Below are 16,655 nucleotides of genomic sequence, written 5' to 3' on the forward strand. Positions count from 1 at the left end.
AAAGCTACAATAGAATGGTGAATCTTTATTAGGGTGGTAAAATATGAATATTTTCAAACAATTTTATAAAAGTACTCATTCCCCAAAGGACATTGCCTCTTTTCGCTTTCAGGGAATTGGAAAAACAATTTTATATGTATTTCTCCTCACATTACTATCCATATTGCCGTCCATTTATTACTTAAGTACAATGCTTACTGCTGGAATCGAAGGTACCAAATCAGTTATGAATAATGAACTTCCCTCCTTTACGATAGATAATGGGAGTTTATCTGCAGAAACAGATGTACCCATTACTATCGATAAAGGAGAATTCTCCATTATTGTTGATCCAACGGGAGTTATTACAACCGATGATGTGGAAGATGAAGTGAATGCCTTCGCTTTACTTAAGAATGAAATTGTAGTATCAGCAGGGGGAAGAATCGATACCTATTCCTACTCAATGCTTGAAGACTTAACACTTACGAAAAATGATTTTATTGACATAGTCGATACAGTAGATGGAGTCAAAGGAATTATTATTCCAGTCATGTCTGCTTTAATCTTCCTCTTTTCAAGTGCAATAAATTTCATTGAAGTGTCCATACTGGCTTTATTTGGATTAGCATTAAAAAATCTTGCAGGCAGAGATATTAGTTATCGCCGCCTATGGAGAATGGCCGCTTACAGTGTAACGCTGCCAACGGTATTCTTTACTATTATGAGTGCTATTAATACACCTGTACCAAATAGTTTCTTAATCAATTGGTTTGTTGAAATAATCATCCTATACTTAGCAATAAAAGAAATACCAAAAGAAAAAGCAACGATCGAGAACTAACGCATCCTTGGGTGCGTTTTTTTGTTCTATAACGCATTGGACAAGCATAGGAATGTACAAACATTCCATTTTGGAGGCTTGTATCATGAAAAGAATTTCTCTATTTCTTCTTGGACTTCTAACCATTTATGTTATATATATTGATTTAACAGCTGGTACTTTGCCCAAGGATGAATCCCAAGCGCCTGAACAAACTTTAGCGACAATGGCTGTCCCTGAAAATACGATTGCCGCATTTGAGGCCGAAGTTGAACCTGGTGAAACACTCATATCCATTGTCGAAGGTCATATTAAAAAGCCTTTACCTGTCTCTATTGACGAATTAATTGGGGATTTCAAAAGCCTAAACCCAGGTCAATCTCCGGAGAAAATTCAAATTGGAGCCTCCTATCAATTTCCTGATTACTCAAAATAGGGAAACCAAGGCGTCAGTCTTGTCAAGATTAGTAAAGGACTGATAAAATAATAGGTGCGTGTAAAAACTAAACTATTATTCGAATCCAATTTGAAGGAGCGAATTTCCCTTGAGTGAAATTATTCATCGTACAAAGACCCGTCCAATAAAAGTTGGCAATTTAACCATTGGCGGCAGTAACGAATTATTTATACAAAGTATGACAACTACTAAAACGCATGATGTTGAAGCAACTGTTGCTGAAATAAAACGCCTTGAAGAGGCAGGCTGCCAAATTGTTCGTGTAGCGTGTCCAGACGAACGAGCAGCGAATGCCATTCCTGAAATTAAAAAAAGAATTAATATCCCCTTAGTTGTCGATATCCATTTTGATTATAAATTAGCGCTGAAGGCTATTGAAGGCGGCGCTGATAAAATCCGGATTAATCCAGGAAATATTGGTAAGCGTGAGAAAGTTGAAGCTGTTGTTAAAGCTGCAAAGGAACGCGGAATACCAATTCGAATTGGTGTAAATGCGGGATCACTTGAAAAAAGAATTCTTGAGAAATATGGGTATCCTACCGCCGATGGAATGGTTGAAAGTGCCCTCCATCATATCAAAATCCTTGAAGACCTAGATTTCCATGATATTATTGTTTCCATGAAGGCATCGGATGTCAGCCTTGCCATTGAAGCCTATGAAAAAGCTTCAATGGCATTTGATTATCCTTTGCACTTAGGTATTACTGAATCAGGAACTCTTTTTGCAGGAACGGTTAAAAGCGCAGCCGGACTTGGAGCGATTATGAGTAAAGGCATCGGTAATACACTCCGTATTTCTCTAAGTGCCGATCCTGTTGAGGAAGTCAAAGTAGCTAGAGAGCTTTTAAAAGTATTTGGGCTTTCTTCCAATGCTGCAACGTTAATCTCGTGTCCAACCTGCGGAAGAATCGAAATTGATTTAATCAGTATTGCAAATGAAGTTGAAGAATATATTTCAACCATAAAAGCGCCAATTAAAGTAGCTGTTTTGGGTTGTGCCGTAAACGGTCCTGGTGAGGCAAGAGAAGCTGACATTGGAATTGCTGGTGCACGAGGAGAGGGTTTACTTTTCCGTAAAGGTGAGATTGTTCGTAAAGTGCCAGAAGATCAGTTGGTCGATGAATTAAAGAAAGAAATCGATCAAATTGCAGAAGAATATTTCCAGAAAAAAGCAGCAGAAGAAGCTGAAGTAACAAGCAAATAAACCGCATGAAGAAACCCGGCAAAGCTGCCGGGTTTCCTTTTTTGACTAGCTTCAGCGCCTAGGGGCTCGGGGTCATAAGCCAATCCGTCAAGAAGGTAAAAACCACCTTCTAGCCGTCTCGTCTTATGCCTGTCGCCCTGGACAAGGCGCTTACGCTTTTCCATTTGCCCCTATATTTACAGGTTACCGTTTAAAAGAACGGGAGGATAAAGATACCAACAATTATGGATATGGCACCTATCCCGATTGCCCACGCTCCTAGCCCTTCGGCCCCTCGGCGTCTTGCAATGAACCCTAACACAATACCTGCTGCACCAAAAAGAATCGGCATTACAAACAGTGATAGTATAGATAGAACTAAAGCTGCCCATCCCATACCTGTGCCGCCTTCTGCTCTTTCCCGATTTTCTTCTCGGTCCCTAGTTCGAATTAAAGGAACTGGAGCTGCAATTTCAGCTGCTGTTTCTTCTCTATAATCAGAAGGGTAATCTGGACTATCTACATCAGTGTTTGGACTTGGGAGATACCCACGTATTTTCGTGTCTTTTTTATCTTCCATCCGAATCCCTCACTTTCAGTAATAGGAGCATTTATTATTGTTTGTAACTTTCATCATTTTAGTATGGTAAAATAAAGTTAAAAACTTGGCAATTGAAGGTGACTACGTATGAGGAAAAGATTTGGAATTGATATTGATGGAACAGTTACATGTCCATCAGCACTTGTTCCCTTTATTAATGAGGGGTTCGGGCTAAACATAACACTCGCTGATGTTAAGGAATATGATTTAAATAAAGTGGTAAATGTTCCAAAGGAAAAATTTTCAAAGTGGTTTATTGAAAACGAACCCGTAATTTATGAGGAGTCTCCTCTTGCAGAAGGGGCAGAAATTATACTTAACACATGGAAAAAGGAGCATGAATTATTCTTTATAAGTGCAAGGGGTTCACACCTTTTAGAAAATACCAAGAAGTGGTTTAACAAAAAAGGCTTGTCCTATAACCACATAGAATTAATTGGGTCCCATGATAAGGTGTCAACAGCTAAACACCATCATGTGGATATATTTCTGGAGGATAAACACGACAATGCTGTCATGATTCACGAAGAGTGCGATATCCCTGTTCTATTGTTTAATACCCCTTACAATCAGGATCCTATTCCGAAAGGTGTAATACGTGTTAATAATTGGTTTGAAGCTAATAATTGGGTTAAAAAATGGCTTCAATAAATGGCAAAAAACAGCATGGACAACCCCATGCTGTTTATTTGTCTAGCTGCAGTGCCTAGGCGCTGCAGCTTTTCAATTTTAATTACATTCTGGACAACGTCCATAAATTTCGAATTTGTGTCCTGAGATATCGTATCCTTTTAAATCCTCACTTAAGCTGTTCATTGGGCAAGTTTCAATTTCCTTCGTCTTACCACAATCCATACAGATGAAATGATGGTGATGCTGGTGGCGTGAACAGGAAAAGCGAAAATGCTTTTCGCCAGATAGTTCCGTCATCTCTAGAATTCCCATTTTGACAAAAAGAGAAAGATTTCGATAAATCGTATCAAAGCTTAACCCTGGATAGTCCTCTTTTAACTCATCTAAGACATCCTTTGCTGTTAAGTATTTATCACTGTCAGCAAACAGTTGAAGCATATCTTCTCTTTTTCCTGTTTGTTTAAATCCGTTTTCTTTTAAGAATTGAATGGCTTCATTAACATTCACCCTGCTGCACCCCCTTGTGAAACATGATTTTTAATCATAATTTTTTTATAAATGATGGTAAACACTAATATGGCCACAGCTATCATGACAATTGTTCCACCTGGAGCAAGGTCTAAGTAATAAGAGGCAAATAGTCCTCCAAGAACAGATACTTCACCAAATATGATGGACAAAAAAATGGTTTGCTTAAAGCCTTTAGCAATGCGTATACTTGCTGCAACCGGTAATGTCATCAATGAAGAAACAAGCATGATTCCCACTATTCGCATGGAAGCAGCAATCACAAGAGCAACCATGATGATAAAAATAAAGTGGATGCTTTTTGCTGCTATTCCTGAGGCTTTTGCGTGCTCTTCATCAAATGATAATAAAAATAGCTCTTTATATAATAAAATGATTGTCATTACGACAGCGATACTAATAATAAAAATAACCCATAAATCTGTTCGGCTGACTGCAGAGACACTTCCAAATAAATAACTATACAAGTCCGTATTAAATCCATCAGCGAGTGAAATAAAGATTACTCCTAGACCTATACCGCCAGATAAGATAATTGGGATAGCAAGCTCTTGGTAATGCTTATATACTCCCCGTAGTTTTTCAATAAACAACGAGCCTCCGACTGAAAAAACCATTCCTAAATAGAGTGGATTTAAACCGCTTAACGCAACAAAGTATTTCTCAAGAAGAAGGCTTGCAGCAATTCCCGCCAAGGTTACATGACTTAAGGCATCGGCAATTAAGGAAAGCCTCCTTACCACAATAAAAACACCTAATAATGGTGCAAGAAAACCAATTAAGATCCCTGTTAGGAAGGCATTTTGTAAAAATTCATATTGAAATATTCCTTGAATCATTTAAAAACGCCTCCGTGGTCATGTTGATGGGATATTAGCTGGACATCCGTACCATAAAATTCAGACATCCCTTCACTTTGGTGCTTTTCAAATTCACGTGTATCCCCATGGAAATGCAAGTGTTTATTCAGGCAAGCAACATGGGTGACTTTATCTGAAATGGTTCCAACATCATGTGTAACTAATAGAAGTGTAATTCCCTGCTTTTTATTTAAATCAGCAAGCATTTGATAAAATGAATTTACGTTTTCAGCATCAACCCCAACCGTTGGTTCATCTAAGATCAATAGCTTAGGCTCACTTACAAGGGCACGGGCAATGAATACTCTTTGCTGCTGCCCGCCTGAAAGCTCTCCGATATTTCGAGTACTAAACTTTCTCATTCCCACAGATTCTAGAGCATCATATACTTTTTGGGAATCTTCCTTCTTAAAAAAGCGAAATAATCCCAGTTTCTTTGTTAATCCACTGGAAACCACTTCAAAAACTGTGGCTGGAAAACCTGTATTAAAGGAATTTGCTTTTTGAGATACATAACCGATTTGCTGCCAATCCTTAAATTTACTCATTTCCTGCCCAAATAAGCGAATTTCTCCTTTTTGTGGCTTTAATAGTCCCAAGATTAACTTTAATAATGTTGATTTTCCTGAACCATTTGGACCGACAATTGCCAGAAAGGAACCATTTGGTATGACTAGGTTAATATTTTCAAGAACTGTATCTTTTTCATATCGATAGGATATTTGTTTGATTTCAATAATTGACTGTGATTTCATGGTTTCTCACCTTAATTTTAAGAATCATTCCGATTTAACTTAAAGTAGTATACAATAGGAACTTCCTAATGTAAAGCTTTTACCTTTACACGAAGTATCAAAGAGTTGATGTTACTGACGCTCTCCCATCCATAAATGGAGGGGGTTCCACCTTCAAACAACCTAGGCTCTTCCCTCTTTTAGTATCTATCTAAAAGAGGGACTTCACTTCGGTTTAAAAGGCTTCTACAGCCGAAATTGTTCTAATGCAAATAATCGAAACATGACTATCTACACGGGCTCGGATTCCCTTGCCGCTCACAACTTATTGACTGTTCCGGGGTACGTCTGCACCGAGAGATTTAACCTTCTAATCTTAGTTGGATTTATAATCCAAATGTGGATATGAATTTTCCTTCTGGCTTCATTTTTTTCAAATTCGTTACACAATCATCCAAAACAATGGAGAGTTGTTCCCAATTATGTTCCGCTTCTTTTATTTCTAACCGATTGTTTTTTGCTACATACCTAGCTAGAAACGCACTGTACAAATCCCGTTGTGCCGTGACCCCGCATTTGCAAATATGCCAGCGGTCTTTTAGTCTTTTTTTCTTTATTGCCCCACAATGACAGGTCTGAGATAGCTTTGTGGAGCGGGTAGGGAACTCTCGGAATATTCCACCCTGTGATACAACTTTTTGTTTTAACATTTTCATAAACATACTTGGAGCTTTTCTACCTATGCTTTTGCCGAACATTTTCTGAAATGCTTTATAGGAGAGTTTTTCTGTTTGAATGGAAGAGGCTAGTTGAAGGATTTGATTGGTATCTCGACCATGGAGCTGTTTTCTGACTTCTTTTATCTTTCGTTCCAATTCTCTGTGTTCTGAACGAGTCTTTATGTAGTTTTTGGAGTTGTTCCATTTCTTTTTTCCTTTTTTCACAACGCCATTGCTTTGATAATGGTTTGGATTATTTGCTTGACGCTGTCGATCTAATTTGCGATTTAATCTTCTTTTTTCTTTATCAAGAAAAACAACTTCCTGACAAAATTCCTTTAACTCGGCATTTGATTCCCCTACAATAGCAATGGTGGAAGGACCAACATCTACTCCAACCACTTCTTTACCTATTTCATATTTTCGATATGGGTGTCCTTCCAATACTAATTGAACATAAAACCGATTTTTCCCCTTTACTTCCTTTTTGATCAACCGACAATATTTTATTCTTTGCTTTAAGGCGTACTGCATCCATTGATCTTTTGGATTGATTAGGCATTTCAACGAATGGTTTTTACCGACAAAAACATAACCATTGGAGTAGGTAAGAAATGTTCTGTTATTTTTCCCTTCTAAGGAAACATACTCACCTTTTCGTTTAAACCATACCTTTTTGGCTTTCTTAAAGGCGAACTTTTGAACAGCTTTAAAGGCTCTTGTAGCGATTTTTTGACAGATGTGCGTCCCTAAATGTTCGGCGATAAACTTGGAATCATTTTTCGTTTTAGTCCCGAAAGATTGAATAGAATAGTCGGTAAAACCATATGTATCATTCAGATGTTTAAAGTTCGCTCGACGTTTTTCAATATCCGCTCCCGAAGTTTTAGATAATTGAACCGTCTCCTTATATAATTCTGTAGATTGAATACCTTTAAGTCTCTTCAAACTTTCCCCTAAACAAGTATTGTACAGTTGTCTTGCACAGTCTGACATCACCAAAAGCTGCTTTTCTGACTTCGTATCCGTTTTTACCCGAATCGTCGCAATAAAAGAGGGTGTTCGCTCTTTTGATGTTGTCATGGCTTTACACTCCTTTTTGATTTTCTATGTACTGTTTTACGATATCAAGTGTGGTACCACCAACAGTGGAAACAAAATAGCTATTCGTCCATAGGGAAGGGATTCTACTTTTTAACCATGGGAATTCGCTGCGGAGGTAACGAGAACTTCTTCCTTTCATCATTCTTATTAGTTTATTTATGCCAAACTGCGGATCGCACTCAACCAGAAGATGGACATGATCGGGCATAATCTCCATTTCAATTATTTCAGAATGCGTCTCTTCTGCAATCTCAAATAGAATAGATTTAAGTCGCTCATCTACTCCATCTATCAATACACTTCTTCTATATTTAGGACACCAAACCACATGATACTTGCATGAATATACTACGTTATTATTACTTTTATAATGTATTATACTTTTCATATTCTTATTATATCAGATAGATAAAACGAATACAATATTTTCAGGAACATTCGTTCTAAAAATACACCTTACCCCATACATGAATGCAGGGGCTTCCGGTTGTATGTTTTTAGTCATTTTGTAACACTCTATTTTCACCTTTCATACATTAGATGAAGGAGTGATGAGTGTGAAGATTTTTGAGAGCGTCATTAATCATAAGATTAATACCATTACTGGTGATGAACTATTCAAATATGCAGAACAATTTAATATCCGAGTGAATAGACAGCAAGCATATAAAGTTGCTCAATACTTAAGAGGAAAAAATGTAAATATTTTTGACGCCCGCGAACGAGCAGTATTAATTAAAGAAATTGCAAAGATAGCTGGTCCAGAGGTAGCAAGAGAAGTAAATAAGCTATTTGTTCAATTCACAAAATGAAAATCAAAAAGCTGTGCTCTTGAGCACAGCTTTTCCTCTTACGAAAGCATGATTTTATCTAAAAGATTTTCGTTAAACTTTTTCTCTCTCAGCATTTCAATTTCAAATAAGTACGGAGGCTTTTTATTATCTTTATCCTCACCAACATATGGTGTCTCTAGAATCTTTGGTACATCTTTCAGCTGTGGATGGTGGACGATATAATTGATAGCATCAAAGCCGATATGACCAAAGCCGATATTTTCGTGACGGTCTTTTCTCATCCCGACTGCATTTTTACTATCATTAATATGAAGTACCTTTAGTTTATCTAAGCCGACAATTTTATCAAAATCATTTAATACACCATCAAAGTCTTCGACAATGTTATATCCAGCATCATGAGTATGACAGGTATCAAAACAAACAGAAAGCTTGTCGCTATAGTTTACACCATCGATAATCATCGCCAATTCCTCAAATGACTTCCCACATTCAGAGCCTTTACCTGCCATTGTCTCTAAAGCAATTTGCAGCTGCTCTTTTCCAGTTAGTACTTCATTTAGGCCTTCGATAATTTTCTTTATCCCAGCCTCAGTACCAGCACCAACATGTGCACCTGGATGCAGCACAATTTGTTTAGCGCCAATTGCCTCAGTTCTTTCAATTTCTGTTCGCAGGAACCTTACACCTAACTCAAAAGTATCTGGATTCGTGGTATTAGCAATGTTGATGATGTATGGAGCATGGACAACAATTTCAGAGATACCGTTCTCTTCCATATGCCTTCTCCCTGCTTCAATGTTCAAATCCTCAATTTTTTTTCTTCTAGTGTTTTGCGGTGCTCCTGTATAGACCATGAATGTATTAGCACCATATGAAACGGCTTCCTCGCTCGCTGCCAGCAGCATTTTTTTACCGCTCATTGAAACATGTGATCCTATTTTCAACAAAACCTTCTCTCTCCCTTCAAATTCTTACTTCTTCTTTAATCTTCTCTGACGTTTTTTTATTTTGTCCATTTCCCACTGCATTTTCTTTTTGTAGCCTGGTTTAACCTTTTGAGGTTTCTTGACCATTGTTTTAGCAGTCTTATCTGCTTCATCCTCTTTCCTTACCCTTGTTTTTCTCTTATTGCGATCCTCTAATTCCACAAATTCCTCTTTTTTAAGATCGACATATTTAAACTGAATCCCCATCTTTTCAATGCGGTTTAATGCATCTTCATCGGAGATATCATAAATGGTGAGGGCAATTCCTGAGTTTCCGGCTCTTGCCGTCCTTCCTACCCGGTGAATATAAAAGTCTAAATCTGTAGGTAATTCATAGTTGATTATATGACTGATTCCTTCAATATCAATTCCTCTTGAAGCTAGGTCAGTCGCAACGATATATTGGTACTCTAAATCTTGAATTTGTTTCATCATTTTTTTCCGTTCACGAGGGTTAAGATCTCCATGGACACGAGCAACCTTTAGCCCCTTATTAATCAAAAAGTTAGCAACCTCTTCCGCCATCTTTTTTGTATTTGTAAAAACAATCGCTAAATACGGATTGTATTGAATAAGAGCATCATGAACAAGCTGTTTTTTATTTCTGTGCCTAGAGGGCAATAGATAATGTGTTAAATTCTCAGCACTTTTTCTCTTGGCATCAATTTGAATAGATTTTGGATTTTCCATGTATTTTTTGAGAAACGGTTTCAGTTTTTCGGGAATTGTTGCCGAAAATACAAGCATCTGTAATTTCTCAGGCATTTTTGCTGCTACTTGATCCAAATCCTCGATAAAGCCCATATCAAGCATCATATCTGCTTCGTCAACGACAAGAATCTCCGAAGTATGGACAAATAGTGCTTGTTCAATCATCAAATCTTTAATTCTTCCAGGAGTTCCAACTACAATATGGGGCTGTACTTTTAGTTTATCAATGGTTCTTTGCTTGTCTGTACCACCAATGTAGCATCTAGTCATGATCGCTTTGTCAGGACTGCAATGCTCTGTCACCTTTAAAATTTGATGATAGATTTGTGAAGCAAGCTCTCTTGTTGGTGCTGTAATGACAGCTTGTACCTCTTGTCGCTCTGGATTTATTTTTTCTAGAATTGGTAATACAAAGGCAAGTGTTTTACCTGTACCAGTTTGTGATTGACCGATGGCACTTTCATTTTTCAGAACCAATGGTACCATTCGTTCCTGAATTTCAGTGGGTTCATAAAAACCTTGTTCCTTCATTGCGTCTATTATAAAAGGTTGAAAATTAAAACGTTCAAAACGATTTTCCTTCATGTAATTGCTCCTTATATATTAATATCTACCGTTAATGGAGTAGTTTTCTTACAAGTTTTCTCCAAGCAAGAGCTTCCACTTTTATTTCCATCTCGTAATTATAGTAAAGTTTCGTCTAAATAACCAGTTATTATCATCTTTTACTTTTGGACTACTTTTAATCATGAAAATTTACAGTTTATCCTAGTGTTTATTTCTAAACCAAATTTAGGAAATTGCATACCTTAAATTATAAGGCTTTTTTGAGAGGAGGACTTACGTATGCAGCAGCCTAGACCGAGATATCCCATGTACGGGCATATGAGTCCAAACATGATGGGAAGAGGACCATACGGAGGTCAACAGCACATGTTGAATCCTTATGGCGGCAGAGGACCGATGATGGGGTTTCAGCAGAATTATAACAGTGGCAGCGCTATGATGGGACAAACGATGGGAAGAGGGCAAGGAAGACGAAATGGCGGTGGCTTACTTTCGAAAATTCTTGGCGGGAAAAAGCAAGGCAATCAAGCAAGAGGTCTTGGAGGTGTGCAGACAGCCGGCCGAGCTGCTCCCAGCGGAGGAGGAGTTGGTTCGATACTTCAAACACTAAGTAATCCGAACAGTCTGACAGGATTTCTTAACAACACCCAACAGGTTTTGAATTCAGTTCAATCGATAACACCCATGATTCAGCAATATGGACCCTTAGTCAAGAACATCCCTATGATGTGGAAATTGTATAAAGGTTTTAAAGATCTACCAACTGAGGAACAAGGTGAAGAAAACAAGTCAGATACCCAAGTAATGTCAGAGGAGTCTTCTCCATCTCCTGCAGAACCCAATAAAAGATCTAAAAAGAAAAAGGTTGTTCAATCTGAAAGTGTTGAAGAAGCAAAAACACGACCAAATGGGCCATCTGTTCCTAAACTATACATTTAAACAAATGGATGCTGAGAAAACAGCATCTTTTTATTTTTTTTGCAGGAAATTTTTACAGAAATTTCATAGGAAAAATGTATCTTTGTATTATTTCTATTAGTTTTATATAATAAATACATAGATTCAAAGTCATACGTTCTTTAGGAGGACTTTATTATATGCAAATCATTAAGATTTCACCGCGCGGATACTGTTATGGTGTCGTTGACGCCATGGTCATTGCAAGAAATGCTGCATTAGATAAATCATTACCACGCCCTATCTACATTTTAGGGATGATCGTTCATAATAAACACGTAACAGATGCATTTGCCGAAGAAGGAATTATTACACTCGACGGAAAAAACCGCAAAGACATTCTTGATAAGGTAGATACTGGAACTGTAATTTTCACAGCTCATGGTATATCCCCTGAAGTAAGAGAGCTTGCGAAAAAGAAGGGACTTGTTACTATTGATGCGACATGTCCAGATGTAACAAGAACGCATGATTTGATTGAAGAGAAAACAAAGCAAGGATTTCAAGTCATTTATATTGGAAAAAAAGGCCATCCAGAGCCTGAGGGTGCTGTTGGTGTAGCACCTGATCTCGTACACCTTGTCGAAACACCAAGCGATGTAGAAGCCTTAAACATTTATAGTGATAAATTGATTGTTACCAATCAAACCACCATGAGCCAGTGGGATGTAGCTGATACAATGAAAAAGGTTCAGGAAAAATATCCGCATGCAGAGGCTTATAATGAAATATGCAACGCCACACAAGTTCGTCAGGAAGCTGTTGCTGGACAAGCCACTGAAGCAGATGTAACCATCGTGGTAGGAGATCCGATGAGTAACAACTCCAATCGACTCGCACAAGTTTCAGAGGAAATTGCTGGTACAAAGGCCTATCGAATTGCCGATATCTCAGAGTTAGAAATTGAGTGGATTAAGGATGCAAAGAACGTCGCCGTAACTTCTGGTGCTTCTACACCTACACCAATCACCAAGGAAGTCATTACCTTCATAGAGCAATTTGATCCCAATAACGAAGCAACCTGGGAACGCCGGAAAAACGTTCCGTTAAATAAAATATTACCTAAAGTTAAAAAATAACCGGTCGTGTTGACCGGTTATTTTTTATACATATTGAAACGGATCCGTGTTCACTTCTGAAGGAAAAATTTCAACTTCATAGCCAGATTCCCTGCACATTTTTGAAAGTGTTGCCGTTAGTCCCTTTTTCATAATTTTCTCGACATTATGACCAGGATCTATTATATTTAGTCCCTGCATTATTGCATCATGAGCAGTATGATAATAAATATCTCCCGTAATATAGACATCTGCCCCCTTAAACTTTGCGCTCATGAAATATTTATTACCATCTCCGCCTAATACGGCCACTTTCTTGACACGTGATGATAAATCACCAACCACCCTAACCTTATCAACTTCTAAAGCTTCTTTTACCCTTCCAGCAAATTCTCCGAGTGTCATTTCTTTAACAGTTCCGATTCTGCCAAGCCCAAGAACTTCCCCTTTATTTTCAACAGGATAAATATCATAAGCAACTTCTTCATATGGATGAGCTTTTATCATAGCCGTAATTACCCTTTTTAACAGATGCTCAGGTACAATGGTTTCGATTCTTACTTCACCCACTGATTCTAAACGACCTTGCTGTCCAATATGCGGGTTCGTATTTTCCCCAGGTACAAACCTCCCCGTTCCATCCGTTGAAAAGGAACAATGGCTGTAATGACCGATATAACCAGCACCAGTATCCCCAAGGACCTTTCTAATCTCATCAGCGTGACTTGCCGGTGTGTAGACAACTAGTTTCTTAAGTTTCGTTTCGTATGTAGGTACTAGTACTTCAGAGCTTTCCAATCCCAGTGCGTTCGCTAGGAGGTCATTTACCCCGCCTTTAGCCACATCAAGGTTTGTATGGGCAGCATAGACAGCTATATCATGCTTTAATAGTTTTTCAATCATTCTTCCCTGAACCGTGTCTGTTAGGACATTCTTTAGAGGGCGAAAGATTGGCGGATGGTGGGCAATGATTAGCTGGACATTCCTTTCAATGGCTTCATCAATCACCTCTTCAAGGACATCAAGGGCAATCATGATTTTATCAATTTTCTTGTTCAAACGGCCAATTTGTAAACCTATCTTATCACCCTCCATTGCAAGACCCTTAGGTGAAAACTGTTCAAATAATTGAATGATTTCATGCCCATTCGCTTTCTTCATCGTCCAATACCTCCTTTACTAAAGTGATTTTTTCTGAAATCTCTAGCTTTTTCTCATCTGTTTCTGCAGAAGGTACAGCACTTTCAAGCTGTTCATAAATCCGCTTCCAGTTCTTTATTTCTAGGCTCCATTTCTTCTTAAACGCACTTTCTTTCCTTTGAAGGAGAAAAGGTCCCACTAAAAGGCCAGTTTCTAAATTTATATCTCTATATGGCTTTAATGGGTCGCCACTTTCAGCCACTAATATCTCATATATTTTGCTATCCTCTTCAATGATTTCTTCTGCGATCAGTTCCCAATTGTTATCTATTAACCAGTTTCGAATGGCAATTGCATTTAGATTGGGCTGCAACACAAGTCGCTTAACTCCCGAGAGCTTCCCCTTGCCATTTTCTAAAATATTGGCAATAAGAGTGCCGCCCATTCCGGCAATGGTAATACAATCCACATCACCTGGCTGAATTACCTCCAAACCATCTCCCATTCTCACTGAAATCATATCAGTAAGTCCTTCTGCCCTTACATTTTTTTCAGCAGACTGAAATGGGCCTTTTGCTACCTCTCCAGCGATCCCAAAGGTTATCACACCATTCTTAACAAGATAACTTGGTAAATATGCATGGTCAGAACCAATATCTGCTAACTTTGAATCTTTTGGAACAAATTTTGCTACCGTTTCTAACCTTACGGATAATTTATCTGTATTCAAATCATTCACCACTTTTTATGAATTACTTACAGTATAAAAAAAGTCCTTTACATTAGCAAAGGACCTTTTCATTCTAACATTATTTAATATTTGCTAACCATTCAGCCATTGCATCGGCTTCCTCAGGTTTAACCATGCCCCCTGGCATAGCACCTTTACCATTAACTACAATTTCCTTAATCTCATCTTGGGATAACCTGTCGCCAACTCCTGTTAGAGCAGGACCCATTCCCCCTTGATATGCATCTCCGTGACACCCTATACAAGAATTGTAAATTTCCTCTGGACCTCTTGCAACCTGTTCTGTTTCGGTACCGCCTTCTTTTTCCTTGGCAAGCTCCTCACTATCCCCGAGGCCTTTGAAAGACAATAAGAACATTAGTCCGATTCCAAATACAAAGATTAGGATGTATGGAATTACCGGATTTCGATTCATCATATAACCTCCCTTATGTACGTATAGCTGTAAATAAATAGTCTTCTACAAACAACTACTATTTTACTTTAAAAACTTAAGAAGGAAAAGCCCTAAACTTACTTTGTCACGATAATATTTATAAAAAAAACGAAACCAGCTGATTTTCACAGGAAATGTCACCCTGTTTATTCTTCCCTTTTATTCCTTTTATCAACCAATTTTTCGTACAATTGTGCATGTAATATTCGAAGTATTAAAAAACCTTTAATTAATTTTTGTTATTTTTGAATATGAATTACATACTATCAACATCTATTGTCTTGGGGAATGAGCAATGGAATACCCTTTCTTACAAAAATGAATTGTGATTAAAATCAAAAAGATTACTTTTACCTATTTGCAAAGTGTAAAACAATTCAGTAAAATAAATACAAATGAAGAAAGTGCTTTCATTTCCAATTAGCTCAAAAAAATAGTTTACCTCTTAGTTAGAAGTAAACTACTTTTTAATATTTAGTTATTTATTCTAAAAAGTCTTTTAGACGCTTACTGCGACTAGGATGTCGTAATTTACGCAAAGCCTTTGCCTCAATTTGGCGGATACGTTCACGGGTAACACCGAAAACCTTTCCTACCTCTTCTAGCGTGCGCGTGCGGCCGTCATCCAATCCAAATCGTAAACGAAGGACGTTTTCTTCACGATCTGTTAATGTATCAAGGACATCTTCTAACTGCTCCTTTAATAATTCATAGGCAGCATGCTCAGAAGGTGAAGTAGCATCTTGGTCTTCAATGAAATCGCCTAGGTGTGAATCATCCTCTTCACCTATAGGCGTTTCAAGGGATACAGGCTCTTGAGCAATCTTTAAAATTTCTCTTACCTTATCTGGTGTTAAATCCATATCTTCACCAATTTCTTCTGGTGTAGGTTCGCGACCTAAGTCCTGAAGTAATTGTCTTTGAACACGGATAAGTTTATTAATGGTTTCAACCATATGAACCGGAATACGAATAGTCCTCGCTTGGTCAGCAATTGCTCTTGTGATCGCTTGACGTATCCACCATGTAGCATAGGTACTGAACTTAAAGCCTTTTTGATAATCAAATTTTTCAACAGCTTTAATTAATCCCATATTGCCTTCTTGAATCAGATCAAGGAAAAGCATACCACGTCCAACATACCGCTTTGCAATACTAACCACCAGACGGAGGTTTGCTTCAGCTAGTCGTCGCTTCGCTTCTTCGTCACCTTTTTCGATACGAAGTGCCAACTCTTTTTCATCGTCGGCGGAAAGCAAATCAACACGGCCAATTTCTTTTAAATACATACGGACAGGGTCATTTATCTTAACTCCAGGTGGAACGCTCAGATCATTTAAATCAAACTCATCGTCATCCCCTTTTGCTAATTGCTTAGGGTTTGGATCTTCATCTTCACTTTCACCCACTAATTCAATTCCCTGCTCAGTTAGGGATTCTAAAAAGTCATCCATCTGATCGGATTCTAAATCAAAATTTGCCATTCTTTCCGCAATATCATCATAGGCAAGGACGCCGGTTTTCTTTCCCAGTACCGTTAACTGGTCTTTTACTTGTTCAAAAGTCAATTCGTTCTCGGCCTCTTTTGAACGGGCTGATTTTTCAGCCATATGTCCCCCTCCTTCCAGAAT

19 protein-coding genes are annotated in these 16,655 nt (G+C 38.0%); 7 read left to right on the plus strand and 12 right to left on the minus strand.

What is annotated here, in order from left to right; genetic code table 11:
• Positions 1-43: 43 nt before the first annotated feature.
• From MLOOGBEN_RS04915 to ispG, 3 genes are all read left to right on the plus strand, one after another.
• Complete coding sequence (locus MLOOGBEN_RS04915; protein WP_179157144.1) at positions 44-823, plus strand: DUF1189 domain-containing protein; 780 nt, start codon at positions 44-46, stop codon at positions 821-823.
• 85 nt (positions 824-908) lie between these two features.
• Positions 909-1,238, plus strand: coding sequence for a hypothetical protein (locus tag MLOOGBEN_RS04920; RefSeq protein ID WP_179157145.1), 330 nt, complete (start codon positions 909-911; stop codon positions 1,236-1,238).
• A gap of 118 nt (positions 1,239-1,356) precedes the next feature.
• A complete protein-coding gene (gene ispG, locus MLOOGBEN_RS04925; RefSeq protein ID WP_179157326.1) occupies positions 1,357-2,463 on the plus strand; it encodes a flavodoxin-dependent (E)-4-hydroxy-3-methylbut-2-enyl-diphosphate synthase in 1,107 nt (368 codons plus the stop codon).
• A gap of 190 nt (positions 2,464-2,653) precedes the next feature.
• Here ispG and MLOOGBEN_RS04930 read toward each other — a convergent pair whose 3' ends face one another.
• Positions 2,654-3,022, minus strand: coding sequence for a DUF4190 domain-containing protein (locus MLOOGBEN_RS04930; RefSeq protein WP_256988879.1), 369 nt, complete (start codon positions 3,020-3,022; stop codon positions 2,654-2,656).
• A 108-nt stretch (positions 3,023-3,130) separates the two neighbouring features.
• On the opposite strand from MLOOGBEN_RS04930, the gene MLOOGBEN_RS04935 reads away from it, so the two are divergent.
• Positions 3,131-3,694, plus strand: a complete 564-nt coding sequence (locus MLOOGBEN_RS04935) for a hypothetical protein (protein ID WP_179157146.1) — start codon at positions 3,131-3,133, stop codon at positions 3,692-3,694.
• 78 nt (positions 3,695-3,772) lie between these two features.
• Here MLOOGBEN_RS04935 and zur read toward each other — a convergent pair whose 3' ends face one another.
• From zur to tnpA, 5 genes are all read right to left on the minus strand, one after another.
• A complete protein-coding gene (gene zur, locus MLOOGBEN_RS04940) occupies positions 3,773-4,183 on the minus strand; it encodes a zinc uptake transcriptional repressor Zur (protein WP_045517657.1) in 411 nt (136 codons plus the stop codon).
• Entirely contained in the window at positions 4,180-5,043 is an 864-nt protein-coding gene (locus MLOOGBEN_RS04945; protein WP_179157147.1) for a metal ABC transporter permease, read from the minus strand. The genes zur and MLOOGBEN_RS04945 overlap by 4 nt, the downstream gene beginning before the upstream one ends.
• Positions 5,040-5,819 (minus strand): metal ABC transporter ATP-binding protein, encoded by a 780-nt coding sequence (locus MLOOGBEN_RS04950; RefSeq protein ID WP_179157148.1) that lies wholly within the window; start codon positions 5,817-5,819, stop codon positions 5,040-5,042. The genes MLOOGBEN_RS04945 and MLOOGBEN_RS04950 overlap by 4 nt, the downstream gene beginning before the upstream one ends.
• A gap of 365 nt (positions 5,820-6,184) precedes the next feature.
• Positions 6,185-7,600 carry an RNA-guided endonuclease TnpB family protein gene (locus tag MLOOGBEN_RS04955; RefSeq protein WP_179157149.1) on the minus strand — a complete coding sequence of 472 codons (1,416 nt, stop codon included), beginning with the start codon at positions 7,598-7,600 and terminating at the stop codon, positions 6,185-6,187.
• A 4-nt stretch (positions 7,601-7,604) separates the two neighbouring features.
• Entirely contained in the window at positions 7,605-8,009 is a 405-nt protein-coding gene (gene tnpA / locus MLOOGBEN_RS04960; protein WP_179157150.1) for an IS200/IS605 family transposase, read from the minus strand.
• 169 nt (positions 8,010-8,178) lie between these two features.
• Here tnpA and MLOOGBEN_RS04965 point away from each other — a divergent pair, with 169 nt between their 5' ends.
• Complete coding sequence (locus MLOOGBEN_RS04965) at positions 8,179-8,433, plus strand: DUF2624 domain-containing protein (RefSeq protein ID WP_179157151.1); 255 nt, start codon at positions 8,179-8,181, stop codon at positions 8,431-8,433.
• Positions 8,434-8,471: 38 nt separating this feature from the next.
• Here the strand turns inward: MLOOGBEN_RS04965 and MLOOGBEN_RS04970 are convergent, their stop codons facing one another.
• A complete protein-coding gene (locus MLOOGBEN_RS04970; RefSeq protein ID WP_179157152.1) occupies positions 8,472-9,365 on the minus strand; it encodes a deoxyribonuclease IV in 894 nt (297 codons plus the stop codon).
• 24 nt (positions 9,366-9,389) lie between these two features.
• The gene (locus MLOOGBEN_RS04975) at positions 9,390-10,700 is read right to left on the minus strand and encodes a DEAD/DEAH box helicase (RefSeq protein ID WP_179157153.1); all 1,311 of its coding nucleotides are present in this window, start codon (positions 10,698-10,700) and stop codon (positions 9,390-9,392) included.
• 261 nt (positions 10,701-10,961) lie between these two features.
• Here MLOOGBEN_RS04975 and vrrA point away from each other — a divergent pair, with 261 nt between their 5' ends.
• Together vrrA and MLOOGBEN_RS04985 are read left to right on the plus strand one after the other, a co-directional pair.
• Positions 10,962-11,621, plus strand: a complete 660-nt coding sequence (vrrA, locus tag MLOOGBEN_RS04980) for a VrrA/YqfQ family protein (protein ID WP_179157154.1) — start codon at positions 10,962-10,964, stop codon at positions 11,619-11,621.
• Between the two features lie 158 nt (positions 11,622-11,779).
• Complete coding sequence (locus MLOOGBEN_RS04985) at positions 11,780-12,718, plus strand: 4-hydroxy-3-methylbut-2-enyl diphosphate reductase (RefSeq protein WP_179157155.1); 939 nt, start codon at positions 11,780-11,782, stop codon at positions 12,716-12,718.
• A gap of 24 nt (positions 12,719-12,742) precedes the next feature.
• Here the strand turns inward: MLOOGBEN_RS04985 and MLOOGBEN_RS04990 are convergent, their stop codons facing one another.
• From MLOOGBEN_RS04990 to rpoD, 4 genes are all read right to left on the minus strand, one after another.
• A complete protein-coding gene (locus MLOOGBEN_RS04990; RefSeq protein WP_179157156.1) occupies positions 12,743-13,858 on the minus strand; it encodes a Nif3-like dinuclear metal center hexameric protein in 1,116 nt (371 codons plus the stop codon).
• Positions 13,836-14,567, minus strand: coding sequence for a tRNA (adenine(22)-N(1))-methyltransferase (locus MLOOGBEN_RS04995; RefSeq protein WP_179157157.1), 732 nt, complete (start codon positions 14,565-14,567; stop codon positions 13,836-13,838). Before MLOOGBEN_RS04995 ends, MLOOGBEN_RS04990 begins: the two co-directional genes overlap by 23 nt.
• Positions 14,568-14,646: 79 nt before the next feature.
• A complete protein-coding gene (cccA, locus tag MLOOGBEN_RS05000; RefSeq protein WP_179157158.1) occupies positions 14,647-15,003 on the minus strand; it encodes a cytochrome c550 in 357 nt (118 codons plus the stop codon).
• 503 nt (positions 15,004-15,506) lie between these two features.
• Entirely contained in the window at positions 15,507-16,634 is a 1,128-nt protein-coding gene (rpoD, locus tag MLOOGBEN_RS05005; RefSeq protein ID WP_179157159.1) for an RNA polymerase sigma factor RpoD, read from the minus strand.
• Positions 16,635-16,655: the final 21 nt, after the last annotated feature.

It is taken from the genome of Bacillus sp. EB106-08-02-XG196 (genome assembly GCF_013396335.1).
Taxonomy (GTDB): Bacteria; Bacillota; Bacilli; order Bacillales; family Cytobacillaceae; genus Neobacillus.